This is a genomic window from Microbacterium trichothecenolyticum, assembly GCF_030818955.1.
GTDB classification, from domain to species: Bacteria; Actinomycetota; Actinomycetes; order Actinomycetales; family Microbacteriaceae; genus Microbacterium; species Microbacterium trichothecenolyticum_B.
In genome coordinates this window covers 779,830-804,709 of record NZ_JAUTBF010000001.1, presented here as the reverse complement: position 1 = coordinate 804,709, position 24,880 = coordinate 779,830, and the positions used below count along the sequence as shown (strand labels likewise).

Here is a 24,880-nt window from a genome sequence, read left to right as displayed (position 1 = left end):
CGATCGCCTGTTATGCGGGCGTCTCCGGCGTTACGGCCGGGACTTCTCCCACTCCTCGATCGTCGGGATCGAGCCCGTCGGCGTCTGCCGGGCGACCGGGATACGGGTGCCGAGCACCTGTGCCACCACGTCGTGCGCGATCTTGGATGCCGTGAGCCCGGCATCCTCGAGGATCTGCTCGCGCGTCGCGTGGTCGATGAACTCATCCGGGATGCCGAGCTCGTCGACCGCCGTGTCGACGCCGGCCTCGCGCAGCACCTGGCGCACGCGGGTACCGACGCCGCCCACGCGGATGCCGTCTTCGATGGTGATGACGAGACGGTGCTCGCGAGCGAGGTCGATGACCGACGGCTGAACGGGGATCGCCCACCGCGGGTCGATGACCGTCGCGCCGATGCCCTGGGCGCGCAGGCGTTCCGCGACCTCGAGCGCCAGGTGCACCATCGGACCGATGCCGACCAGCAGCACATCCTCGCTCGACCCGCGGGCGAGCACGTCGACGCCGTCGGGGAGACGTTCGATCGCCTCGACATCGGTGGGCACATTGCCCTTCGGATACCGCACGACGGTGGGCGCGTCTTCGACGGCCGTCGCCTCGCGGAACTCTTCGCGCAGACGCGCCGCGTCGCGGGGAGCAGCGATGCGGATGCCGGGGACGAGCTGCAGCATCGCCAGATCCCAGATGCCGTGATGGCTCGGGCCGTCGGGGCCGGTCACACCCGCGCGGTCGAGCACGAACGTCACGCCGGCCTTGTGCAGGGCGACGTCCATCATGACCTGGTCGAAGGCGCGGTTCATGAAGGTGGCGTAGATCGCGACGACCGGGTGCAGGCCGCCGAAGGCGAGACCGGCGGCGGATGCCACGGCGTGCTGCTCGGCGATACCGACGTCGTACACGCGCTCCGGGAAACGCTCGGCGAACTGCTGCAGGCCGGTGGGGCGCAGCATCGCGGCGGTCATCGCGATGACGTCGTCGCGCTCGGCGCCGACGGCGGTGAGCTCCTCGGCGAAGACGTCGGTCCACTGCGTGCCGCCGCCGGAGCCTACGGCTTCGCCCGTGATCGGGTCGATCTTGCCGACGGCGTGGAACTGGTCGGCGGTGTCGCTGAGGGCAGGCGCGTACCCGCTGCCCTTGTCGGTGATGGCGTGCACGATGACCGGAGCGCCGTACGACTTGGCGAGCTCGAGCGTCTCCAGCAGCACGTCGAAGTCGTGTCCGTCGATCGGGCCGAGGTACTTGATGTCGAGGTTGCTGTAGAGCGCCTCGTTGTTCGTGAAGCGCGACAGGAAGCCGTGGGTGCCACCGCGCACACCGCGGTACACCGCGCGCGCAGCGGGTCCGAGGCGGCGGAAGAGCGTGTCGGAACCGCGGTGCAGCGTGCGGTACGCGTCGTTCGTGCGCACACGGTTCAGGTAGCGCGCCATGCCACCGATCGTCGGGGCGTACGAGCGACCGTTGTCGTTGACGACGATGACGAGGTTGCGGTCGTTGTCGTCGCTGATGTTGTTCAGTGCCTCCCACGTCATGCCGCCGGTGAGCGCGCCGTCACCGACGACGGCGATGACGTGACGGTCACGTCGGCCGGTGCGGTGGAAGGCCCGCGAGACGCCGTCGGCCCAGCTCAGCGAGCTGGATGCGTGCGAGGACTCGACGATGTCGTGCTCGCTCTCGGAGCGTTGCGGGTAGCCCGCGAGGCCACCGCGTGAACGGAGGTTCGCGAAGTCCTGTCGGCCCGTGAGCATCTTGTGCACGTAGGACTGGTGTCCCGTGTCGAAGATGATGGGGTCGGCGGGTGAGTCGAAGACCTTGTGCAGGGCGATCGTCAGCTCGACGACGCCGAGGTTGGGACCGAGGTGGCCGCCGGTGCGGGCGACGTTCTCGACGAGGAACGCGCGAACTTCGGCCGCCAGCTGACGCAGCTGGTCGGGGCTCAGATCGTCGAGGTCACGGGGTCCGTGAATGCCGGGTAGGAGAGCCATACGACTCCTCTCGTGCGGTGCGCGCGGGGACGCGCGTACGGGTCGATTCTAGTCTCGGCACCTGCGGAGGTCCCGGCAACGGCTTGCGGGGCACGACGAATGCTGGTCTCGACGCGGTGCCCACCGGCATCCGATGGTCCGCGAGAGAAGCCCCGCCGCCCCGATGACATGGGGCGGAGAGCGTTCCGGCGTCGAGCGAGCCTTTGTCGATGGGATGCCATGCGGCGACGCGCGAGCGCCCGCCCCGACGATCGGGACGGGCGCTCGGACGGTTCGGCGTGATCAGACCAGCGAACGCAGCACGTACTGCAGGATGCCGCCGTTGCGGTAGTAGTCAGCCTCACCCGGGGTGTCGATGCGCACGATCGCGTCGAACGTGACGGTCTGCTTGCCCTCGGGCGAGAACTCGCTCGGCTCGGCGGTCACCTTCACGGTCTTGGGCGTGACGCCCTCGTTGAGCTGCTCGATGCCCTCGATCGAGACGATCTCGGTACCGTCGAGGCCCAGCGACTTCCAGCTCTCACCGGCGGGGAACTGCAGCGGGACGACTCCCATGCCGATGAGGTTGGAGCGGTGGATGCGCTCGAAGCTCTCGGTGATGACGGCCTTCACGCCGAGCAGGTTCGTGCCCTTGGCCGCCCAGTCGCGCGACGAGCCCGAGCCGTACTCCTTGCCGCCGAAGATCACCAGCGGGGTGCCCTGCGCCTGGTAGTTCTGGCTCGCGTCGTAGATGAACGACTGCGGGCCGCCCTCGCGTGTGAAGTCGCGGGTGTAGCCACCCTCGACGACCGTGCCGTCGTTGACGGCGGCCGTGAGCTCGTTCTTCAGACGGATGTTGGCGAACGTGCCGCGGATCATGACCTCGTGGTTGCCACGACGCGAGCCGTACGAGTTGAAGTCCTTCTGCGCAACGCCGTGCTCCGTGAGGTACTGCGCGGCCGGGGTGCCCGCCTTGATGTTGCCGGCCGGGCTGATGTGGTCGGTCGTGACCGAGTCGCCCAGCGTCGCCATGACGCGCGCGCCGGTGATGTCGGTGACCGGCGAGGGCTCCATCGACATGCCGTCGAAGTAGGGAGCCTTGCGCACGTAGGTGGAGTCGGCATCCCATTCGAAGACCGGACCGGTCGGCGTGGGGAGGTTCTTCCAGCGCTCGTCGCCCTCGAAGACGGTGGCGTACTGCTGGATGAACTGCTCGCGCGAGATCGACGCGTCGATGATCGTCTGCACCTGGTCGGGGGCCGGCCAGATGTCCTTGAGGAAGACATCGTTGCCGTTCTGATCCTTGCCCAGGGCGTCGGTCTCGAAGTCGAAGTTCATCGAGCCCGCGAGAGCGTAAGCGACGACCAGCGGCGGGGATGCCAGGTAGTTCATCTTCACGTCGGGGCTGATGCGACCCTCGAAGTTGCGGTTGCCCGAGAGGACGGCGGTGACGGCGAGGTCGTTCTCGTTGATCGCCTCGGAGACCTCTTCGATGAGCGGACCGGAGTTTCCGATGCAGATCGTGCAGCCGTAGCCGACCGTGTAGAAGTCGAGGCCCTCGAGCGCCTTGTCGAGGCCGGACTTCTCGTAGTAGTCGGTGACGACCTTCGACCCGGGGCCGAGCGTCGTCTTGACCCAGGGCTTGCGCTTCAGGCCCTTGTCGACGGCGTTCTTGGCGAGAAGGCCCGCCGCGATCATGACCGAGGGGTTCGAGGTGTTGGTGCACGAGGTGATCGCCGCGAGGGTGACCGCACCGTTGTCGAGCAGGTACGACTGACCCTCGGGGGTGGTGACCTTGACCGGGTTGGAGGCGTTCGCGGGGTGGCCCGACGAGATGAGCACCTCGCTCTCGGTGACGTGCTCGTGCTCTTCGCCGGGCACCGAACCGGGGTCGGAGGCCGGGAACGTGCCGTCGACCTCGAGGTCGACGAGCGAGTCGGAGACCGCACCGCCGGCGTAGTTGAGGATGTCCTTCTCGAACTGCGACTTCGCCTCGGAGAGCAGGATGCGGTCCTGCGGGCGCTTGGGGCCGGCGATCGAGGGGACGACCGTGCCGAGGTCGAGCTCCATGTACTCGCTGAACACGAGCTCGCGATCCGGGTCGTGCCAGAGCTTCTGCTCCTTGGCGTACGCCTCGACGAGCGCCACGGTCTGCTCGTCGCGACCGGTGAGGCGCAGGTAGTCGAGCGTGACGTCGTCGATGGGGAACATCGCGGCGGTGGAGCCGAACTCGGGGCTCATGTTGCCGATGGTCGCACGGTTCGCGAGCGGCACCGAGGCGACGCCCTCGCCGTAGAACTCGACGAACTTGCCGACCACGCCGTGCTTGCGCAGCATGTCGGTGATGGTGAGCACCACGTCGGTGGCCGTTACGCCGGCGGGGATCTCGCCCGAGAGCTTGAAGCCGACGACGCGCGGGATCAGCATCGACACGGGCTGGCCCAGCATGGCGGCCTCGGCCTCGATGCCGCCGACGCCCCAGCCGAGCACGCCGAGGCCGTTGACCATGGTGGTGTGGGAGTCGGTGCCCACGCAGGTGTCGGGGTAGGCGCGCAGGACGCCGTCGACCGTGCGGTCGTAGATGACCTTGGCCAGGTGCTCGATGTTCACCTGGTGCACGATGCCGGTGCCCGGGGGGACGACCTTGAAGTCGTCGAACGCCGTCTGGCCCCAGCGGAGGAACTGGTACCGCTCACCGTTGCGCTCGTACTCGATCTCGACGTTGCGCTCGAGGGCGTTCTCGCTGCCGAAGAGGTCGGCGATGACCGAGTGGTCGATGACCATCTCGGCCGGGGAGAGCGGGTTGATCTTGTTGGGGTCGCCGCCGAGGGCGGTCACGGCCTCGCGCATGGTGGCGAGGTCGACGATGCAGGGCACACCGGTGAAGTCCTGCATGACCACGCGGGCGGGCGTGAACTGGATCTCGGTGTCGGGGTCGGCCGTGGGAACCCACGAACCGAGGGCCTCGATCTGCTCCTTGGTGACGTTGGCACCGTCTTCCGTGCGCAGCAGGTTCTCGAGCAGCACCTTGAGGCTGAAGGGGAGCTTCTCGTGACCGGCGACCGTGTCGATCCGGAAGATCTCGTAGTCGGTGCTGCCGACCGTCAGGGTGCTCTTGGCACCGAAGCTGTCAACCGTGGACACGATCGTCTCCTTCGTCGGCGAATGCGCAGGCGTCGGCCCGCATTTCTCCATCTTCCCCGCGCCGCGAGGTCGATTCCAGGAAGGTCGACCTAACCGCTCGGGGGGACGGATTTATCTTGATGTCAAGATAATATCAGGACTCGCGGCGAGGGGAGAGGGTGCGCACCACGAGCCAGGTGACCGCCAGCATCGGCGCGAACAGCGGAAGTCCCATCACGATCTTCAGGGTGCCCAGCGCGGTCACATCGCCCGCGAAGTACAGAGGCAGCTGCACGATGAGCCGCGCGGCGAAGAGAGCGGCCCACGAGATCGACAACCACGTGTAGGCGCGGCGCTTGCGGCGGTCGGCGCGCCACGCGGTGCCCTCCCCCAGCAAGTAGCCCGCAGCCAGTCCGATGAGGGGCCACCCGATCAGCGCGGACACGAGAAACGCCGTGCCGTAGGCGCCATTGGTGAAGAACCCGAGCACGAAGTTGTCCTGGCCGCGACCGGTCACCAGGGCCAGAATCGCCGCGCCCGCCGTGGCGAGCAGACCGCCGATGGCGGCGCCCGGGGGCGACTTCGCCACGAGGCGCGCCAGGGTGAAGAGCACGGCGAGTCCCACGGACACCCCGAGACTCAACCACAGGTTGCCCTGGCGCGTCTCAGGATCGATGGTCACGGTGAACAGCACCACGAACGCCAGCGACGGCAGGACCGATTCCAGGATGCCGCGCCACCCGCCCATCGCGGACCACACGGCCGCGCCGGTCGAGCCGTGCCTCGCCGGGTCGAGGCCCGCGCGGCGTGCGGCGTTCCCCAGCGCCGCACCGACACTCTCGGCGGCCGAAGGCGGGTCGAGTGGGACGCGCGCGTCGTCGGCCCCGGGTCGCGCGGACTCGTCGCTCATGCGGTGGCGGGGGTCGACGGCATCCGGAGCGGAATGAGGTCGCGCGGCGGCATGGGCGAGGTGCCGCGCACCACGACGATGGAGCGGAAGAGGTCTTCGATGGCCGCTGCGGCCTCGACGTCGGACGTCGCCGCCCCGCCCACGACGCCGCGCAGGAACCAACGCGGTCCGTCGACACCCACGAAGCGCGCGAGCCGCTTGGCGGCCCCGTCGGCACCGGCCATGACCGGGACCTCGGCGAGCAGCTCGGGTCCGAGCGGACCCTCGCGTTCTTCGACCCGGCCGCCCTGCTGCTTGACCTGCTGGCGGATCTGCTCGCGCGTCTCTTCCCACAGGCCACTCGAACGCGGTGCCGCGAACGGCTGCACCTGCAGCGTGGAATCGGCGTAGTCGAGACCGACGGCGACGATGCGTTTCGTCTGCTCCTCGACCTCGAGACGGAGGTTGAGGCCCTCCCTCGGCAGGATCTTGATGCCGCCGAGGTCGATGTAGGGGCGAACGGGATTCGCCTCGGCCTCGTCGAACGGGCCGGAGGTCTCGCGGTCGAGCGGAGCGCTCTTGGCGGCGGGGGCCACGTCGGTCCCGGGCTGGTCGGTGTCGGTCATCGGGTGCTCCCTTGGAGGCTCTGGTAGCCGCTCGAACCGAAACCGCCCTCGCCGCGGACGCTCTCGGGGAGCTCGTCGACGGGGAGGAAACGGACGGGCGGAACGGGCATGACGATCAGCTGAGCGATGCGGTCGCCCACCGCGACGTCGTACGCCTCGTCGAGATCGGTGTTCAGCAGGGCCACCTTGATCTCGCCGCGGTAACCCGCGTCGATCGTGCCCGGCGCGTTGACGATCGTGATGCCGTGCTTCGCGGCGAGACCGCTGCGCGGCACCACGAACGCCGCGAATCCCTCCGGCAGGGCGATGCGCACGCCCGTGCCGACGAGCGCACGTCGACCGGGTTCGAGGCGCACGGCCTCGGCAGCGGTCAGGTCGGCTCCGGCATCGCCGGGGTGGGCGAAGACCGGGAGGTCGGATGCGACAATGGGGACGTCCACCGTTTCGGTCACCCCACGAGGGTAATGCAGAAGAGGGGGTGCGGCATCCGCACCGCAGCCGACTACCGCGAGCGTCTCAGCCCGTCGCTGTGGGCGCTCGTCGCCGCAGCCGTGTGCGGCCCGATGGCGGCGCTGGTCTTCTCACCGCTCGACACCACGCTGGCGCTGTTCATCGGCCTGGTGGTCTCGGTGGCGATCGTGGTGGGCCTGGTCGCGGTCTCCCCCGTCGTGGAGGTCCGGGACGGTCAGTTGCGGGCGGGGCGCGCCCACATCCCCGTCGACCTGCTGGGGGCGCCGGTCGGCGTCTCGGCCGACGAGGCGCGCACGGCGCGCGGGAGTGGTCTCGACCACCGCGCCTGGCACGTCATCCGGGGTGGGATCGACGGCGTCGTGACGGTTCCCGTCACCGATCCCGACGACCCGACGCCGACGTGGGTGGTGTCCACCCGCACGCCGGATCGCCTGGTCGCGGCGATCCAGCGTGCTCAGGTCAGGCTGCGCACTCCAGGCAGATGAAGCCCGAGCCGCTCTCTTCGGCGATCTGCGAGCGGTGCTTCACCAGGAAGCAGTTCATGCAGGTGAACTCGTCTTCCTGAGCGGGAAGCACGACGACATCGAGCTCGATGTCGGAGAGGTCGGCGCCGGGCAGTTCGAAGCCCGAGGGGTTGTCGGCATCCTCGTTGTCGATCGACCCCGACGCCTTGTCGGGCACGCGCTCCTTGAGGGCCTCGATCGACTCGCTGTCGTCCTCGGTCTTGCGCGGTGCGTCGTAATCGGTTGCCATGCGTGCAGGTCTCTACTTCCGGTGTTTTGTGGTGCTGTGCCCCATCGGGTGCCCGATCGGGCGGCCATAGTTTGCATGACCCGACCTCGATAAGCAAATGCTCCGGGGCGGGTTGCGCATCGGGCCACGCGTGAAACTCGCGGCGCGCCCGCGATATTCCCGAAACCGTGCGGCGGGCGTGTCAGCATGGGCGTCGACCGCAGATCGGAGGGGTGTTTCGCATGGAGCAGCTCAAAGTCATCGGCACCGAGGACGACGTCCTGGTCGTCGCGACACAGGCGGGCGAACGCTTCGCCCTGCCGCTCGACGAGGTGCTGCGCGCCGAAGCGCGCCGCGCGCGTCGTGACCGCAGCGACGACGACCGTTCCTCGCGTCCGAGCCCGCGCGAGATCCAGGCACACATCCGCGCGGGTCTCTCGGCGCGCGAGGTGGCGACCCTGTTGAACGCCCGCGTCGAAGACGTCGAGCGCTTCGAGCGGCCGGTGCTCGCCGAGCGCGAGCACGTCGTGGGGCAGGCTCTCGCCGTCCCGGTGCTGCTGGGGGGTGCTCTCGAGCATGACGCGCCGATCACCTTCGGCGCCGCTGTGCGGGCGAAGCTGACCGAAGCCGGCGCATCGGCCGAGCGGTGGACGAGCTGGAAAGAGAGCTCGGGCTGGATGGTCAAGCTCGAGTTCACCGCGAACGGCATCGAACACGACGCACGCTGGAGCTTCGATCCGCGTCGGAGCAGCCTGTCGCCGCAGAATGCCGACGCGATCCAACTGTCGCGGCAGGGTTCGCTCCCCGAGGGGCTCATTCCGCGCCTGCGCGCTCTCGACGCCGTCTCGAAGGACGACTCGCGCTTCGACAGCGGAGCCTTCGGCCCGCGCCGCCTCGACATCGACGACGAGCCGGGAGTCGAGGCGACCGGCCCCGTCGCCCCCGCCGTCCAGGCCGCGGCGATCAAACGTGCGCCCGATGCGCCTCTCGCCTCGTCGGAGACGGCCGACCTGCTCGAAGCGCTGCGTCGGCGCCGCGGTCAGCGCGAGCCGCTGCCCGGACTGATCGAGAGCGATCCCGCGCCGCGTCCGACGAGCCCGCCCGTCGCGCTGTTCGACGCGGCGGAGGCCCCACAGACCCCGGATGCCGATGAGGCGTCCGCTTCGGAGAACTCCGCGCAGACGACGTCCGACTCTTCGCGCCGGACCAAGGGACGCCCGTCCATGCCCTCGTGGGACGAGATCGTCTTCGGGGCGCGCACCGACGAGAGCTGAGGTTCTCGACTCGTCGGGCGTCTTCGTGGTCAGGCGAAAGCCCCCAGCCGCAGCAGCGGCACGATGCGTTCCTCCTCGGTCAGCGAGCCATGCTGCCCCACCATGCGCTGCGGCCGCTTGTCGGCCTCGCGGTCGTCGTAGTAGGCGAAGCGTCCGCGCGCCGCGACGAGCACGTCGCCGATCCGCGGCACGACCTCGTCGTCGACCGCACCGAACAGTCCGGCCTCGACGGCTTCAGCGCGCGTCAGCACCCAGGCACGCGACGCCTCACGCTGCTTCCACGCCGCGGCCACGGCATCCGCCCGTCCGTCTTCTGCATACAGGTGCAGCATCCGGGGTTCGCCGCCGATGAGGGCGACACCGTCGAGCAGCGCATCGCCCTCTCGCAGCAGCACGTGCTTGTGCGCGGGCACGTCGACCATGCCGTGGTCGGCGGTGAGCAGCACACCGGTGCCGGGGTCGATGGAGGCCGCGAGGCGGCGGGCGGCGGCGTCGAGCGTCTCGAGGGCGTCGGTCCAGCGGTCGGACTCCCACCCGTCGCGGTGACCCGCCGTGTCGAGTTCGGGAGCGTAGAGGTAGACCATGGCCCCCGGATGCCGCGCCGCGAGGTCGGCGGCGATGCGCACGCGCTCGTCGACGTCGTCGGATGACACCAGCTCAGCGCCGCGCAGCGTCGCCTCGGTGAACCCGGTGCCGGCGTAGCTCGGCCGCGACACGACGAAGCAGGGACGTCCGGCATCCGCCCACTGCTCGAGAAGCGGGCGACGACGTTGCCAGGTGCGGGGGTCGAGGCCGTCGGTGTCCCAGCCCTGCAGCTGATTCGGGACCCGGTTCGTACCGGGCACGCGCGCGCGGTAGCCGACGATCCCGTGCGCGCCGGGGTCGGTGCCGGTCAGGAGACTCGTCAGCGCGGCGGCGGTGGTGGAGGGGAAGACCGTGCGCGCGACGTCGCGGCGTCCGCCCACCGAGGCGAGGAACCTCGCGTGGCCGCGCCGGGCGGCGAGGTTGTGCGCTCCGAGTCCGTCGACGACGAACACGATCGCGCTGCGGGCGGGGGCGAACCAGTCGCTGTCACCCGTCAGGGCGGCGATCGTCTGGGTCACCACACCGGTGAGGCTCCGGGAGCGCGGCGGGTCCGCCGGTAGGCTGAGTGACATCGGGGCCAGTCTCCCACACGACCCGCCGCCCCCGTTCTGCCGTGACGCCCGCCCGACCCGAGGCCGCACCTATGCCCGATTCCCGTTCCTCCGCCCCCGCGTCGTCCGCCGTCGCCGAGCGCATCGAAGACGTCGATGTCTCGACCGAGATGCAGGGGTCGTTCCTCGAGTACGCGTACTCGGTGATCTACTCCCGCGCGCTGCCCGACGCCCGCGACGGGCTGAAGCCCGTTCAGCGGCGCATCCTGTACCAGATGGCGGAGATGGGGCTGCGTCCCGACCGAGGGCACGTGAAGAGCGCCCGCGTCGTGGGTGAGGTGATGGGAAAGCTCCACCCCCACGGCGACGCCCCCATCTACGACGCCCTCGTGCGCCTCGCGCAGCACTTCTCGCTGCGCGTGCCCCTCGTCGACGGGCACGGCAACTTCGGCTCGCTCGACGACGGACCGGCCGCCCCCCGGTACACCGAGGCGCGCCTCGCCGCTGCCGCTCTCGCCCTCACCGAGAACCTCGACGAAGACGTCGTCGACTTCATCCCCAACTACGACGGACAGTTCCAGCAGCCCGAAGTCCTGCCCGCGGCGTTTCCCAACCTGCTCGTGAACGGCGCGACGGGGATCGCGGTCGGTATGGCCACGAACATGGCGCCGCACAATCTCATCGAGGTCGTGGGCGCCGCCACCCACCTGCTGCAGAACCCCGATGCCACGGTCGAGGAACTCATGGAGTTCGTCCCGGGCCCCGATCTACCCTCCGGCGGCATCATCGTCGGGCTCGACGGCATCAAAGACGCCTACACGAATGGTCGAGGAACGTTCCGCACCCGGGCGAAGGCCTCGATCGAGTCGCTCGGACCGCGCCGCACCGGCATCGTCGTGACCGAGCTGCCGTATCTCGTCGGCCCCGAGCGCGTGATCGAGAAGATCAAAGACGCCGTGCAGGCGAAAAAGCTCACGGGTATCGCCGACGTGACCGATCTCACCGACCGCAACAACGGCCTGCGCCTTGTCATCGGCATCAAGACCGGTTTCGACCCGAAGGCGGTGCTGGAGCAGCTCTACCGGCTGACTCCGCTCGAGGACTCCTTCGGCATCAACAACGTGGCACTCGTCGACGGCCAGCCGCAGACGCTCGGTCTGCGCGACATGCTGCGGGTGTACATCGATCACCGTCTCCGGGTCGTCACACGGCGCAGCGAGTACCGACTGGCGCGCAAGCGCGAGCGCCTGCACCTCGTCGAGGGTCTGCTCATCGCGATCCTCGACATCGACGAGGTCATCCAGGTCATTCGCTCCTCCGACGACGGCGAGCAGGCGCGCACGAAGCTGCAGGAGGTGTTCGACCTCTCGCACCCGCAGGCTGAGTACATCCTCGAGCTGCGTCTACGCCGCCTCACCAAGTTCTCGCGGATCGAGCTCGAGGCCGAGCGCGACCAGTTGAACGCCGAGATCGCCCAGCTCGTCGAGCTGCTCGGCAGCGAGACGCTGCTGCGCCAGCAGGTCGCGAAGGAGCTGGATGCCGCGGCGGAGGCGTACGGGACACCCCGGCGCACGATGCTCCTCAACGGCGGACCGGTGCAGCCGCGCTCTTCTCGCGCCGCAGCGGCCGCCGCCGACCTGCAGATCGCCGACACTCCCTGCCGCGTGTACCTGACCGCGACCGGACGCATGGTGCGTGCAGAGCTGATCGCCGACGCACCCGGCGGTGGCGTCGTGCCGCCCACGCGTCGCTCGAAGCACGATGCCATCCGCTCCGCGGTCGATACGACCACGCGTGGCGACATCGGAGCCGTGACATCGGCCGGTCGGCTCGTGCGATTCTCCCCCGTCGACCTTCCATCGGTCCCGGCGAATTCCGTACAGGTCGCGGCCGGCACCAAGGTCGAGCAGTATCTGGCGCTCGCGAAGGGCGAGACGGTCGTGGCACTCGTGCCCCTCGCCGACACTCCGACGATCGCGCTCGGTACCCAGCAGGGTGTGGTCAAGCGCGTGGCGGCGAGCGAGCTCGGCACGAAAGACGAGATCGAGATCATCGCGCTGCGCGACGGCGACCGCGTGGTCGGTGCCGCGCCCGCGGGCGACAACGCCGAGCTCGTCTTCGTGGCCAGCGACGCCCAGCTCCTGCGGTTCGACGCCTCGTCGGTGCGGCCGCAGGGAAGATCGGCCGGTGGCATGGCCGGCATCCGGTTGTCCGATGGGGCGCGCGTGATCGCCTTCGCCGTGGTCGGCGCGTCGGCGTTCGACGCCGTCGTCGTGACGGTCGCCGGCTCGTCGACGGCGTTGCCTGGTACCGACGCGGGCAGCGCGAAGGTGTCGGCGTTCGCCGAGTACCCCGCGAAGGGACGCGCCACCGGCGGCGTCCGCGCCCAGCGTCTGTTGCGCGGCGAGGACGCTCTCGTGCTCGCGTGGGTCGGCGTCGAGCCGCGAGCCATCGGGCCCGACGGCTCGGCACGCACCCTGCCCCAGGGCGGGGCCAAACGCGACGCGTCGGGCCAGCCGCTCGACGCCGTCATCGGCGCGATCGGCACCGTCGTCCGCTGACGAGAAGCAGGGCACGGCACCGCGCGTCGGTGCGATGCCGCGCGTGCCGTCATGCGGAGTGCGCGCGGGTCGGCACGATCCCGAGCCCGACCGCCCGCGCCGTCAGGCGGAGGCGGTGGGCGACACGCCGTTCGAGGCGACGGCATCACGGCGTGTGGGGCCCGAACTCCGCCGGACGGCACGCCACCGGCGGCGCCACCTCCGCCGCGGACCAAACCTCCCGCCCGGCGCCAAGCCGACCCGCCTCGGCGTCAGACGTCGATACGCTCGCGCGCCAACCGATCGCTCGAGTCGATGATGAACTCGCGCCGCGGCGCAACGTCGCTGCCCATGAGCAGGTCGAACACGGATGCCGCGGCCTCCATGTCCTGCACCCGCACACGGCGTAGCGTCCGCCCGGCACGGTCCATGGTCGTGGTCGCGAGCTGATCGGCATCCATCTCGCCCAGGCCCTTTGTACCGTTGCACCGGCTCCTGCCAGCGCTTGTTGCCGCGTTTGAGCTTGGTGAGGAGCGCGTGTAGCTCCTGCTCGCTGTAGGTGTAGATCGTCTCGTTGGGCTTGGTGCCGGGGTTGATCACGACGACGCGGTGCAGCGGGGGCACCGCGGCGAAGACGCGCCCCTCCTCGACGAGCGGACGCATGTACCGGAAGAAGAGCGTGAGCAGCAGCGTGCGAATGTGCGCGCCGTCGACGTCGGCATCGCTCATGAGGATGATCTTGCCGTATCGTGCGGCGCTGAGATCGAACGAGCGGCCCGAACCGGCCCCGATCACCTGGATGATCGACGCGCACTCCGCGTTCGACAGCATGTCGCTGATCGAGGCCTTCTGCGTGTTGAGGATCTTGCCGCGAATGGGCAGCAGTGCCTGGTACTCGCTGTTACGGGCGAGTTTGGCGGTGCCGAGCGCCGAGTCGCCCTCGACGATGAACAGCTCGGAGTCGTTGACGTCGTTGGAGCGGCAGTCGACGAGCTTGGCCGGGAGCGACGACGACTCGAGCGCGTTCTTGCGGCGCTGGGTCTCTTTGTGCGTGCGCGCCGAGATACGCGCCTTCATCTCGGAGACGACCTTCTCGAGAAGCAGCGCCGTCTGCGCCTTGTCGTCGCGCTTGGGTGAGGCGAAACGGGCGGCGAGCTCTTTCGCGACGACGGATGCCACGATCTGACGGACCGCGGGAGTGCCCAACACCTCTTTGGTCTGGCCTTCGAACTGCGGCTCGGGCAGACGCACGGTCAACACCGCGGTGAGGCCGGCCAGAAGGTCGTCCTTCTCGATCTTGTCGTTTCCGACCTTGAGCTTGCGGGCGTTCTGCTCGACCTGTGCGCGCAGAACCTTCATGAGGCCCTGTTCGAAGCCCTGCTGGTGCGTGCCGCCCTTGGGGGTGGCGATGATGTTGACGAACGAGCGAGTGGTCGTGTCATAGCCCGTCCCCCAACGCACGGCGATGTCGACCTCGCATTCACGCTGCACCTCGGTCGGCACCATCGAACCGCCGGGCTGCAGGACGGGAACGGTCTCGGTGAACGTGCCGGTGCCGGTCAGGCGCCAGGTGTCGGTGACAGCGGCGTCGGGGGCGAGGAAGTCGGCGAACTCCGAAATGCCGCCGTCGAAGCGGTAGCTGGTCTCGACGCGCTCCTCACCGCGTTCGTCGAGCACCACGATCTCGAGACCGGGAACGAGGAACGCCGTCTGCCGCACGCGCTGCACGAGCTCGTCGAGCCCGAATGCGGCGTCTTTCGTGAAGATCTGACGGTCGGCCCAGTAACGGATACGCGTGCCGGTGACGCCACGCGGGGCCTTGCCGACGACGCGCAGCTCGCTGCTGCGCTCGAACGGGGTGAAGGCCGAGTCGGGCGAATCGCCGGCGAACAGGCCGGGCTCGCCGCGGTGGAACGACATGGCGTAGGTCTTGCCGCCGCGGTCGACCTCGACGTCGAGGCGCTCCGACAGGGCATTCACGACCGAGGCACCCACACCGTGCAGACCTCCGGATGCCGCATACGAGCCGCCCCCGAACTTGCCGCCGGCGTGCAGCTTGGTGAAGACGACCTCGACACCGGTGAGGCCCGTGCGCGGCTCCACGTCGACCGGGATGCCGCGGGCGCGGTCGCGCACCTCGACGCTGCCGTCGGCATGCAGCACGATGTCGATGCGCGAGCCGTGTCCGCCGAGTGCTTCGTCGACGGAGTTGTCGATGATCTCCCACAGGCAGTGCATGAGACCACGGGAGTCGGTCGAGCCGATGTACATGCCCGGGCGCTTGCGAACGGCCTCAAGGCCCTCGAGAACCTGGAGATGATGGGCGGAGTACTCGGACGTCACGATCTCCCAGCGTAATCGGGGTCGCCGACATCCCCTGCCAGACACACAGCGCGGTGGGGTCGTCGTACGCGCACAGCGAAATGTGATCAAGCCGCGGCATAGGGGAAACATCCGCGTGGTTGTATATGGAGACTCGCCCAACGACCACTTGAGGAGGGCACCCGAGATGACCACCACGACTGCACCCGACGCGTCAGCCGTCCTCGATCACCGCCTGACGGCGGCGGATCGCTGCGACTCCTGCGGCGCACAGGCGTACATTGCCGCCGAGGTGAACGGCAGTGAGCTGTTGTTCTGCGCGCACCACGGCCGCAAGTACGAAGAGAAGCTCCGCAGTGTCGCCACGTCGTGGCACGACGAGACGGCACGCCTTCACGCCGCCGACTGAGACCATTCATCGCAACGGGCCCCGCGCCACTCCCTCGAGGGTGGCTCGGGGCCCGTTCCGCGTTCGGGCACCGGCGCGTGTCTGGTCGTGCCGATGCCCGAACAGGCAGCGGCGGATGGTCGGCGGAGCGCGGCCGCGCGCCGCGTCGTCAGTGCGTGTCTCTGTCGTACACGCGCGGGATCACGGGCGAGATCCGGAGAGCGATCTCCTCGCCGATGGTGCCGACCAGTTCGGCGAGGTCGGTCGCGGTGCACGCCGCGCCCCGCCCGAGGATGACGACCTCCTGACCCGCCGCGGCGGAGCCCCAGGGCGTCACCGTGAGCGAGGTCGGCCCGATTGCGGTGACCCGACGAGGGCCCGCGGGGGTGACGACGTCGAATCGACCCGCGAGCACGCCGGGCAGACCGTGGAGGCTCCCCACGTCGACGCGCACGCCGTCGGGGCCGGTGTGCGTCACCGTCGCGACCAGAGTCGCGATCGGCTCGATTCCGAGCTCGGCCTCGCCCGGTCCCCCGGCGGGACGGATGCCGTACGAGAACGCCCCGACACGCACGATGTCTTCGCGGAACTCCCCGCGCGCGAATCCGGCCGCGCTGGCGGCGAGGTGCGAGAAGCGCGGCGCGAGACCGGCCGCGCGAGCAGCCGCCCTCGCGGCGAGGAACAGCGCGCGGGCGTCGTCGTCATCGGCATCCGAGGCCTCGGAGATGTGAGACCACAGACCCTCGAGAACGGCACGCCCCCCGGCCACCAGAGCGGTGGTGCGGGCGAGCGCGGCCTCCCAGCGCTCGGGACGGATGCCGTTGCGGTGCAGCCCCGTGTCGATCTTGAGGTGAACGCGAGCTGTGCGGCCGGCATCGACACGCGCGAGATCGTCGAGCAGCGCCTCGTCGCCGATCCCCAGATCGAGATCGGCGGCGATGCCCGCGGCGAGGTCGTCGACACCGCCGATGAGCCACACGAAGATGCGCGCGTCGGGCCCCACGACCGCGCGAACGGCGGCGCCTGTGGCCACGTCGAATGCGCCGAACCAACGGACGCCTTCACGCCATGCGCGTTCGACGAGCACCGCCAGTCCGTGAGCGTACGCGTCGTCTTTGACCACGAGCATGTGGGCTGCCGGTGCGATGGTCTCGCGGATGCGACGCAGGTTCCTGTCGAAGGCGTCGAGGTCGATGCGGTACTCGACGCTCACGGCGTGACCTGACGTTCAGCACGGACCCCCACGGTGGCGACGATCTCGCCCGCGCGCCAGCCCGTGGCATCCGCCCACTCCTCGAGGGAGGGATGCCCCTCGCTCGGCTCGCCGAAGAACACCACCTCGGCGCCCCGCTCGACCGCGGCGTCACCGATGTCGACCACGCTGACGTCCATGGCGACGCGACCGACGATGCGGTGACGCCGTCCGTCGATCGACACCGTGACGGCGTTGCCGAGCGCGCGGACCACGCCCTGCGCGTACCCGCCCGTGACGAGTGCGACGGTCGTGTCGTGCGGTGCGCGGTGGGTGTAGCCGTACGACACCCCCTCACCGCGCAGCAGCGACTTCGTCCCCAGCGCCCGCCCTCGCAGCGACATGACCGGCCGCGCGTGAGAGCCCGGGAGGCCGTACAGGGTCGCGGCGTCGAGCCCGGTGGCATCCATTCCCAGCTCGGCCAGCACGGATGCCACCCACGCGGCGCCGTGACCCCACCCGTCGACGGCGAGAACGTCGTCGTCGCCACCCGCTGCCAGTGGAGCGTTGTGCCGCAGAGCCGCGATGGAGACGAGCGCGACCGGTGCGACTCCCCCGGCGCCGGGCGCACGGACAGGGAGTGGGGAGGTCACGCATCTAGACTAACGGGGTCCGTCTTCCCCGACCCCGGAGCGTGCATGCCAAGCCAGGGCTTCTCCCCCGTCACCCGTCTGCGCTACCTCGCCGATCGTGCCCGCCGCATCGACGTGGGCTCGGTCATCGAGCGCGCGAAGGAAGCCTCGGCGCAACACGGCAAGTCGATGCCGCTCGTCGTCGCCGACATGTTGTTTCAGGCCGGCGTGAAGAACGTCGGATTCCAGGACTACATCGACTACGACTTCGCGATCCTCACCCCGGCCGAGCGTGCGACGTACATGACGCACCCCGTGTCGAATCAGATCTCGCAGAAGTACGACCACCCCGACTTTCGCGGAATCTTCCAAGACAAGGTCGCCTTCGACCGCCGCTTCAGCGACTTCCTCCGCCGCGACTGGATGGTGGTGGATGCCGGCAACGCCGACGACCTGCGCGCCTTCACCGAGCGGCTGGGCACGATCGTCACCAAGGAGCCGGTCGGTCAGGCCGGCACCGGCGTGCATCGCTATCACGCCGCCGAGGTCGAGGACTGGACCGCGTTTCACCGCGGACTGCTCGAGCGCGGCGAGATCCTCGTCGAGGAGGTCATCCGCCAGCACGACGACCTCGCGGCCGTCTGCCCAGGTACGGTCAACACCACCCGCGTGACCGCGTTCTTCGACGGCGAGAAGACGCACATCCTCGCGATGGCGCAGAAGTTCGGCCGTGGCGCGGTCAGCGACCAGATGACCTTCGGCGGCTTTTACACGATGCTCGACGAGAACGGGCACGCCCTCGGCGCGGGATACGACTCGCACGGCCACGTGCACGAGGTGCACCCCGATTCGGGCGTGCGCATCGCCGACTTCCAGCTGCCGATGATCGACGAGGTCAAGGCCTTCGTCGACCAGGTCGCGCGCGTCGTCCCCCAGGTGCAGTACGTCGGCTGGGACATCGTGGTCGGCCCCGACGGCCCGGTACTCGTCGAGGGCAACTGGGGCGCTGGCGTCTACGAGAACAAGCCGAGCGTCACCGGTATCCGCACCGGCCACAAGCCGCGCTACCGGGCGGCCATCGGGTTCTGATCCCGGATGCCGCGAAGGCCCGTCCCGTTCGGGCGGGCCTTCCGCTGTGCGCGCGGTCGCGTCTGAGCACGACTCCTGCGCAGAAGTGCCCCCGGCTCGGCCGACGGCGCGATGCGTGGTGACTCTGCAGGAGCTGTGCCGGCGATCACGCCGCGGACGGGTGACGCGGGCGGCCGGGCAACACACAACCCGCGTGAGCGCCCGTATCCGGGTGCGGGGGCGTCCACCCGGCGTGTCGGTGCAGGAGTTGTGCGCGCCGCAGACGCAGAAGGCCCGCCCGTGAACGGGGCGGGCCTTCTGCGTGGCGTTGTCAGCCGCGGCGGACGATGCCGAGCGGCGTGGACTCGTGTCCCTGGCCGAGCGGGTTGTCTTTCAGGATCGCGACCAGACGCTTCTCGCCAGCCTTGTCGAGCGTCGAGCCGAGGATGTTGCCACCCAGGTCGTTGATGTCGACCACTGCCACCTGCAGGTCGCCGCCGAGCAGCGACTTGAGGCGGGCGGCCACCTCGCGCGGACGTTCCGGGCCGAGCACGACGGCCTGGTTGTACGGCGGGATGGTGCCGCTGGTGGGGCCGTCGATCGCGCGGGCCTTATCGCCCGCGATGCGGTAGAAATCGCCCTTGCGGCCGAAGCTCTTCGTCACGGCCGAGACGGCCGCGGCGAACAGGATGCGGGGTGTTCCGCACTCGCGCAGGGCCATCTCCATCGTCTCGGGCATTCCCAGGCCGATGCCGTAGGGCGTGCGGGTGACGTACTTCGAAAGGAACAGCGCGAGCTTGCGCGGCGTGATCGCGTCGAGCTTGTACGAGCGGCCCTGGGTGATCGCGACGATCTTCTCGGTGACGAACAGCAGGTCGCCCGGCTGCACGGCATCCTTCGCGTATTCGAGGATGAAGGCGTCGAGGTCGTCACCCGGCATGACGACCCGCGTGCGGATCGGGATGCGGGCGTACGAGGTGCCGTCGACGGAACGGGTGAGCGCCTTGCCGGCGTTGGCCTCGCCGCTCATTCGAGGTAGTCCCGGAGCGACTGCGAGCGGCTGGGGTGGCGGAGCTTCGCCATCGTCTTCGACTCGATCTGGCGGATGCGCTCACGCGTGACGCCGAACGTGTCGCCGATCTGGTCGAGGGTCTTGGGCTGACCGTCGCCCAGGCCGAAGCGCATGCGGATGACGCCCGCCTCACGCTCGCTGAGCGAGTCGAGGAGCGACTCCAGCTGACGCTGCAGCATCGTGAAGCCCACCGCGTCGGCCGGGACGACCGCCTCGGTGTCTTCGATGAGGTCGCCGAACTCGCTGTCGCCGTCTTCACCGAGGGGCGTGTGCAGCGAGATGGGCTCGCGGCCGTACTTCTGCACCTCGATGACCTTCTCGGGGGTCATGTCGAGCTCGCGGCTCAGCTCTTCTGGGGTGGGTTCGCGACCGAGGTCCTGCAGCATCTGGCGCTGCACGCGCGCGAGCTTGTTGATGACCTCGACCATGTGCACGGGGATGCGGATCGTGCGGGCCTGGTCGGCCATGGCGCGCGTGATGGCCTGACGGATCCACCAGGTGGCGTAGGTCGAGAACTTGAAGCCCTTCGTGTAGTCGAACTTCTCGACCGCACGGATGAGGCCCAGGTTGCCTTCCTGGATCAGGTCGAGGAACTGCATGCCGCGACCGGTGTAGCGCTTGGCGAGCGAGACGACGAGGCGGAGGTTGGCGCCGAGCAGGTGGCTCTTCGCGCGCTGTCCGTCACGGGCGACCCACTGCAGGTCGAGACCGAGCTGGCTCGTCTTCTCCGCCGGCGACATGTTCGACAGCTTCTCTTCGGCGAACAGGCCCGCCTCGATGCGCATGGCGAGCTCGACCTCTTTCGGCCGCGTTCAGCAGCGGGACCTTACCGATCTGCTTCAGGTAGTCCTTGACCGGGTCGGCCGTGGCGCCGGTGATCTGCGCGGAGTAGACGGGAACGTCGTCTTCGTCGCTGGAGGAGATGACGATCGCGCCGGTGGGCAGCGCCTCGGCGGCAGGCTTGGGGGCCTCGTCATCGTCGTCGCTGTCGTCGTCCGACTTCTTCGACGCGGGCTTCGCCTCGTCGTCGGAGTCGTCGGAATCGTCCGCGTCGTCGGCTTCGAGTTCGACCTCGTCTTCGTCGTCGATGTCCTCGTCGTCGTCGAGGTCGTCGTCTTTCTTCGCCTTGGTCTTGGCCTTGGCGGGCGCAGCCTTCGCCTTGGCCGGAGCCTTCTTGGCGGGAGCCTTCTTCGCGGTCGTCGTCGTCGACGCCGTCACGGTTTCCTCGGAGTTCTCGAGGTCGGTGTCCTTCGCACTCCGGGAGCGGGTCTTGGTTGTCGTGTCTGCCACGTTTCGCCTTTCAACCGGGAACGTACGTTGCACGGCCGCCGGTCGTTCTCGGACACTAGTAAGACCCTTGTCAAGTCCCGAGCGGAAGAGCGGGAGCTCCTCAACCGGTTGACAACGGGTCAGGTTCTTCATTGTCTCATATCCCCGGACCGGGACTTGACGCGACCGGGGGTCTGTGCGTAGACAACGCCGATACGGTCAAGGGAATTCCCGGAGGCCATGACATCGACGCACGCCAACGGGGCGCAGCCTCTTGCGACGCCGAGCCCCGGGCCAGGATTCAGCCGAGCCGGCCGCGCCGATCGTCATCGCCCGGACGCGTGGCGAGGAAGCGCTCGAGCTCGGCCGCGAGCTCATCGGCGCTGGGCAGATCACCGGTGTGGATGATCGGCGTCGCCTGGGTCGAGCCGGCCATATAGGCGTCGTATCGCTCCTCCAGGCCCTCGAGCATGCGGGTCAGCTCCTCGCTGCCTTCGACCTGCTCGCTCACCTTGCCGAGGAACTCCCGGTTCTCCTCGCGCAGGACCTCCCCCGAGAACACCAGGCCGGTGGCGACGGTGAGGCTGTCGAGACCCGCGAGGGCGGCGGCCGGGTACTCCGTATCGCCGAGATAGTGCGGCACGAGCAGGGCGAAGCCCGCGACTTTGGCTCCCGCCTCGGCGAAGCGGTACTCCAGGAGGTGGCCCGCCGTCGAGGGGACTTGCGTGTGCGGGCGCCAGACCGAGTGCGCTTCTGCCAGGTCGCGGCGAGTACCGCTCACGGTGGTCCCGATGGGACGTGTGTGTGGAACCGGCATCGGGATGGCGTGCACCCACGTGATCGACGACACCTGCAGTGCCGCGCTGAGTTCGAGGACCGTCTCGGCGAACGCCTCCCAGAGGAAGTCCGGCTCGTACCCCGCCAGCAGCAGGAAGGGATGACCCAGAGAATCGTGCGCGAGCGAGAGCTCGAGGCGTGCCGGGCGGTAGTCCGTCAGGTGATCCTCGTCGAAGGTGATCAGAGGACGCCGCGCGCGATAGTCGAGCAGCGCGTCGTTGTCGAAGACGAACAGCGCGTGGGGCTCGAGGTCGTTGCGGAAGTATTCGACGAGACGCGAGACGGCCCCACCCGCATCGGTGAAGCCGGTGAGGGCCATCACCAACGGCAGGCCCGACGGCACGGGCGGCGCGGATGGAGCGCGGTCGTACAGCGGGGCGGAAGGGGACATGTCTCCACTCTAAGAGCCGTCTCGGATGCACCGGGCGACGGAGCGTCCCGCTCCTAGCGAACACGCTGCTCCGTAGGATGGATGCCATGCCCTTCCCTTCCGTAGCGCATACCCATGCCTCCGTTCGTGAATTCCCGGCCGATGCGATCCTGCTGATCTCCGCCCCGTTCTCGGATGACGCCCCCGACCCTCACGGGTGGGACGGCCTGCGCGCCGCCCTGTCGGCGGTGGGCTTCACGGGCGCTCCCGGATCTTTCCAACGCGTGCACGTGCCGGGGGTGAACGTGCCCGTGGCGGTCGTCGGTGTCGGCACGGATCCCGGCGACGCGGCGCTGCGCGATGCCGCGGGGACGGGCCTGCGCCAGCTGACCGGGTTCGACCACGTCGCTGTGCAGGCTCTGGTCGAGGCGCCCTGGCGCCCCCTCGCCGAGGGGGCCTCGCTGGGCGGCTATCGCTTCGCGGGATACAAGAAGAAGGCGCCGAAGCCCCGCGCGTCCCGCGTCACGGTGTCGACACCGGCGGCGCCGTCGGAGGCTGATGTGGCCGCGGTCGCGGCGATCTCCGGCGCCGTGGCTCTCGTCAAGGACCTCGTCACCACGCCCGCCGAGTGGCTGGGGCCGGCGGACTTCGCCGATGCCGCCGTGAACGCCGTCGCCGCGCTGCCGGTCGAGGTCGAGGTGCTCGACGAGGACGCGTTGCGTGACGGCGGTTTCGGCGGCATCCTCGGTGTCGGCCAGGGTTCCGATCGCCCGCCCCGACTCGTGCGCCTCGATTACGCGCCCGCCGGCGCCCAGCGTCATGTCGCCCTCGTCGGCAAGGGCATCACGTTCGACACCGGCGGGCTGTCGCTCAAGCCGGCAGCGTCGATGGTCGGTATGAAGTACGACATGTGCGGCGCGGCCACCGTTCTGGCCGTGCTGCGGGCGGCCGCCGAGATGGCTCTGCCGGTGCGGGTGAGCGCGTGGCTCTGCATCGCCGACAACATGCCCTCGGGACGCGCCACCCGCCCCGGCGACGTGCTCCGCACGCTCGATGGCACGACCGTCGAGGTGCTCAACACTGACGCTGAAGGCCGTCTCGTGCTGGCCGATGGTCTCGTCGCCGCCAGCCGGGAGAACCCCGACCTCATCGTCGACGTCGCCACGCTGACCGGTGCCATCACCGTCGCCCTCGGGACGCGCCACACCGGCGTGATGGGCGAAGAGGCGGCCGTCGCCGAGTACCTGGCCGCCGCGGGGCGCGCCGCCGAACTCGCGTGGCAGTTGCCACTGCCCGACCACATGGTCGACGACCTCGACTCCCCCATCGCCGATCTGCAGAACGCGAAGATCGGCGACCCGGCGGGTGGATCGCTGTTCGCCGGACTCTTTCTGCGCCATTTCGTCGGACGCGTGTCCGACGAAGCCGACGCGCCGCGTATCCCGTGGGTGCACCTCGACATCGCCGGCGTGGGTATGAACAAGTCCGCGCCGTTCGGATACACCGACAAGGGCGTCACGGGAGCGACGGTCCGCTCCCTCATCGAGCTGCTGGCTGCGGACGGCGAGCGGTGACCGACTACTCGGCCGACGTCATCGTGCTCGGCGGCGGGAGCGGTGGCTACGCCGCCGCGTTGCGTCTTGCCGAACTGGGCAAGGACGTGGTGCTCGTCGAGAAGGACAAGCTCGGCGGGACGTGCCTGCACCGCGGCTGCATCCCCACGAAGGCCCTGCTCCACGCGGGCGAGGTTGCCGATGCCGCGCGGACAGCTGCCGAAATCGGTGTCGACGTGACGCTGACGGGAATCGACCCCCTGCGCGTTCGCGCATACCGCGAAGGCATCGTCGCCAAGAAGTTCAAGGGTCTCGAAGGACTGATCTCGGCCCGCGGCATCCGTGTCGTCAACGGGACGGGTTCGCTCGAGGCAGGACCGGCCGTCCGCGTCGGCGACGACGTGTATCGCGGGACCGACGTCATCCTCGCCACCGGCTCGTACAGCCGCAGTCTTCCGGGCCTGGAGATCGGGGGTCGTGTGCTGACCAGTGAGCAGGCCCTCGAACTCGACGTGATCCCGGAAAGCGTGGTGGTTCTCGGCGGTGGCGTGATCGGTGTCGAGTTCGCGAGCGTGTGGCGCTCGTTCGGTGTCGACGTGACGATCGTCGAGGCGCTCCCGCACTTGTTGCCCGCGGAGGACGTCGCGTCGAGCAAGGCACTCGAACGCGCCTTCCGCAAGCGGGGCATCGCTTTCCGCCTCGGCAAGAGGTTCTCGTCGCTCACGCAGAGCACGGACGAGGTCACTGTTTCGCTCGATGACGGAACGGATCTCGTCGCCGACTTCGCCCTGGTCGCCGTCGGACGCGGTCCCGCCACCGCAGGCCTCGGATTCGAGGAAGCCGGGGTCGTCCTCGACCGGGGTTTCGTCGGCACCGACGCGCGGCTGCGAACCGCGGTGCCGCATGTCTGGGCCGTCGGCGACATCGTCGCGGGACTCCAGCTCGCCCACCGCGGCTTCCAGCAGGGGATCTTCGTCGCCGAGGAGATTGCCGGCCTCTCGCCCGTTCTCGTCCCCGATGCCGACGTCCCCCGCGTCGCGTACTCGCACCCCGAGGTCGCCTCCGTGGGACTGACCGAGGCGCAGGCGCAGGAGCGCTACGGTTCCGAGGCCGTGCGTGCCTACGAGTACAACCTCGCCGGCAACGGACGCAGTGAGATCATCGGCACCTCCGGCATCGTGAAGATCGTCCGTCGTGTCGACGGGCCGGTCGTCGGCGCCCACCTGGTGGGAGACCGCGTCGGCGAACTGATCTCCGAGGCGCAGCTCGCCGTCGGCTGGGAGGCGCACCCCGAAGACATCGCCCCGTTCATCCACGCCCACCCCACACAGAGCGAGGCGCTCGGCGAGGCCTTCCTGGCCCTGGCCGGCAAGCCCCTGCACGCACTCTGACCGCGAACCGGTCACTAAGCTAGGTACCGCATCCGG

18 protein-coding genes and 2 pseudogenes are annotated in these 24,880 nt (G+C 69.3%); 7 read left to right on the top strand and 13 right to left on the bottom strand.

Features of this window, described 5'->3' with window-relative positions:
* Window positions 1-30 precede the first annotated feature (30 nt).
* The 5 genes from dxs to dut form a co-directional block, all read right to left on the bottom strand.
* The gene (gene dxs, locus QE412_RS03855) at window positions 31-1,980 is read right to left on the bottom strand and encodes a 1-deoxy-D-xylulose-5-phosphate synthase (RefSeq protein WP_307480371.1); all 1,950 of its coding nucleotides are present in this window, start codon (window positions 1,978-1,980) and stop codon (window positions 31-33) included.
* Between the two features lie 282 nt (window positions 1,981-2,262).
* The gene (acnA, locus tag QE412_RS03850; protein ID WP_307480370.1) at window positions 2,263-5,103 is read right to left on the bottom strand and encodes an aconitate hydratase AcnA; all 2,841 of its coding nucleotides are present in this window, start codon (window positions 5,101-5,103) and stop codon (window positions 2,263-2,265) included.
* Between the two features lie 133 nt (window positions 5,104-5,236).
* Window positions 5,237-5,992, bottom strand: a complete 756-nt coding sequence (locus QE412_RS03845; protein WP_307480367.1) for a DUF3159 domain-containing protein — start codon at window positions 5,990-5,992, stop codon at window positions 5,237-5,239.
* Entirely contained in the window at window positions 5,989-6,597 is a 609-nt protein-coding gene (locus QE412_RS03840; protein ID WP_307480363.1) for a DUF3710 domain-containing protein, read from the bottom strand. Before QE412_RS03840 ends, QE412_RS03845 begins: the two co-directional genes overlap by 4 nt.
* Window positions 6,594-7,049 carry a dUTP diphosphatase gene (gene dut, locus QE412_RS03835; RefSeq protein WP_307480360.1) on the bottom strand — a complete coding sequence of 152 codons (456 nt, stop codon included), beginning with the start codon at window positions 7,047-7,049 and terminating at the stop codon, window positions 6,594-6,596. Before dut ends, QE412_RS03840 begins: the two co-directional genes overlap by 4 nt.
* 12 nt (window positions 7,050-7,061) lie before the next feature.
* On the opposite strand from dut, the gene QE412_RS03830 reads away from it, so the two are divergent.
* On the top strand, window positions 7,062-7,553 hold the full coding sequence (locus tag QE412_RS03830; protein WP_307480357.1) for a DUF3093 domain-containing protein: 492 nt from the start codon (window positions 7,062-7,064) through the stop codon (window positions 7,551-7,553).
* Here the strand turns inward: QE412_RS03830 and QE412_RS03825 are convergent.
* Window positions 7,528-7,821: a DUF4193 domain-containing protein gene (locus tag QE412_RS03825; protein WP_307480354.1), complete on the bottom strand. Its 294-nt coding sequence runs from the start codon at window positions 7,819-7,821 to the stop codon at window positions 7,528-7,530. The genes QE412_RS03830 and QE412_RS03825 overlap by 26 nt on opposite strands.
* 221 nt (window positions 7,822-8,042) lie before the next feature.
* On the opposite strand from QE412_RS03825, the gene sepH reads away from it, so the two are divergent.
* Entirely contained in the window at window positions 8,043-9,074 is a 1,032-nt protein-coding gene (gene sepH, locus QE412_RS03820) for a septation protein SepH (protein WP_307480351.1), read from the top strand.
* Between the two features lie 29 nt (window positions 9,075-9,103).
* On the opposite strand, the gene QE412_RS03815 is transcribed toward sepH, so the two are convergent.
* A complete protein-coding gene (locus tag QE412_RS03815) occupies window positions 9,104-10,231 on the bottom strand; it encodes an alkaline phosphatase family protein (RefSeq protein WP_307480349.1) in 1,128 nt (375 codons plus the stop codon).
* Window positions 10,232-10,302: 71 nt separating this feature from the next.
* Here QE412_RS03815 and QE412_RS03810 point away from each other — a divergent pair, with 71 nt between their 5' ends.
* Window positions 10,303-12,771, top strand: coding sequence for a DNA gyrase/topoisomerase IV subunit A (locus tag QE412_RS03810; RefSeq protein ID WP_307480347.1), 2,469 nt, complete (start codon window positions 10,303-10,305; stop codon window positions 12,769-12,771).
* A gap of 251 nt (window positions 12,772-13,022) precedes the next feature.
* Here QE412_RS03810 and QE412_RS03805 read toward each other — a convergent pair.
* Window positions 13,023-15,096, bottom strand: a pseudogene (locus tag QE412_RS03805) (DNA gyrase/topoisomerase IV subunit B).
* Window positions 15,097-15,259: 163 nt separating this feature from the next.
* Between QE412_RS03805 and QE412_RS03800 the strand changes: the two are divergent.
* The gene (locus QE412_RS03800; protein ID WP_292891556.1) at window positions 15,260-15,481 is read left to right on the top strand and encodes a DUF7455 domain-containing protein; all 222 of its coding nucleotides are present in this window, start codon (window positions 15,260-15,262) and stop codon (window positions 15,479-15,481) included.
* Between the two features lie 148 nt (window positions 15,482-15,629).
* On the opposite strand, the gene QE412_RS03795 is transcribed toward QE412_RS03800, so the two are convergent.
* Complete coding sequence (locus QE412_RS03795) at window positions 15,630-16,673, bottom strand: alanine racemase (protein ID WP_307480342.1); 1,044 nt, start codon at window positions 16,671-16,673, stop codon at window positions 15,630-15,632.
* Window positions 16,670-17,305 (bottom strand): alanine racemase C-terminal domain-containing protein, encoded by a 636-nt coding sequence (locus QE412_RS03790; RefSeq protein WP_307480339.1) that lies wholly within the window; start codon window positions 17,303-17,305, stop codon window positions 16,670-16,672. The genes QE412_RS03795 and QE412_RS03790 overlap by 4 nt, the downstream gene beginning before the upstream one ends.
* Before the next feature lie 45 nt (window positions 17,306-17,350).
* Here QE412_RS03790 and QE412_RS03785 point away from each other — a divergent pair, with 45 nt between their 5' ends.
* Window positions 17,351-18,373, top strand: a complete 1,023-nt coding sequence (locus QE412_RS03785) for a sugar-transfer associated ATP-grasp domain-containing protein (protein WP_307480336.1) — start codon at window positions 17,351-17,353, stop codon at window positions 18,371-18,373.
* 310 nt (window positions 18,374-18,683) lie between these two features.
* Here the strand turns inward: QE412_RS03785 and QE412_RS03780 are convergent, their stop codons facing one another.
* The 3 genes and pseudogenes from QE412_RS03780 to QE412_RS03770 form a co-directional block, all read right to left on the bottom strand.
* The gene (locus tag QE412_RS03780) at window positions 18,684-19,382 is read right to left on the bottom strand and encodes a coenzyme F420-0:L-glutamate ligase (protein ID WP_307480333.1); all 699 of its coding nucleotides are present in this window, start codon (window positions 19,380-19,382) and stop codon (window positions 18,684-18,686) included.
* Window positions 19,379-20,714: pseudogene (locus QE412_RS03775) on the bottom strand (RNA polymerase sigma factor). Before QE412_RS03775 ends, QE412_RS03780 begins: the two are co-directional and overlap by 4 nt.
* A gap of 280 nt (window positions 20,715-20,994) precedes the next feature.
* Complete coding sequence (locus QE412_RS03770) at window positions 20,995-21,921, bottom strand: proteasome assembly chaperone family protein (RefSeq protein WP_307480329.1); 927 nt, start codon at window positions 21,919-21,921, stop codon at window positions 20,995-20,997.
* 86 nt (window positions 21,922-22,007) lie between these two features.
* Here QE412_RS03770 and QE412_RS03765 point away from each other — a divergent pair, with 86 nt between their 5' ends.
* Together QE412_RS03765 and lpdA are read left to right on the top strand one after the other, a co-directional pair.
* Window positions 22,008-23,474: a leucyl aminopeptidase gene (locus QE412_RS03765; RefSeq protein ID WP_307480327.1), complete on the top strand. Its 1,467-nt coding sequence runs from the start codon at window positions 22,008-22,010 to the stop codon at window positions 23,472-23,474.
* Window positions 23,471-24,844, top strand: a complete 1,374-nt coding sequence (gene lpdA / locus QE412_RS03760) for a dihydrolipoyl dehydrogenase (RefSeq protein WP_307480324.1) — start codon at window positions 23,471-23,473, stop codon at window positions 24,842-24,844. Before QE412_RS03765 ends, lpdA begins: the two co-directional genes overlap by 4 nt.
* The last annotated feature ends 36 nt before the right edge of the window (window positions 24,845-24,880 follow it).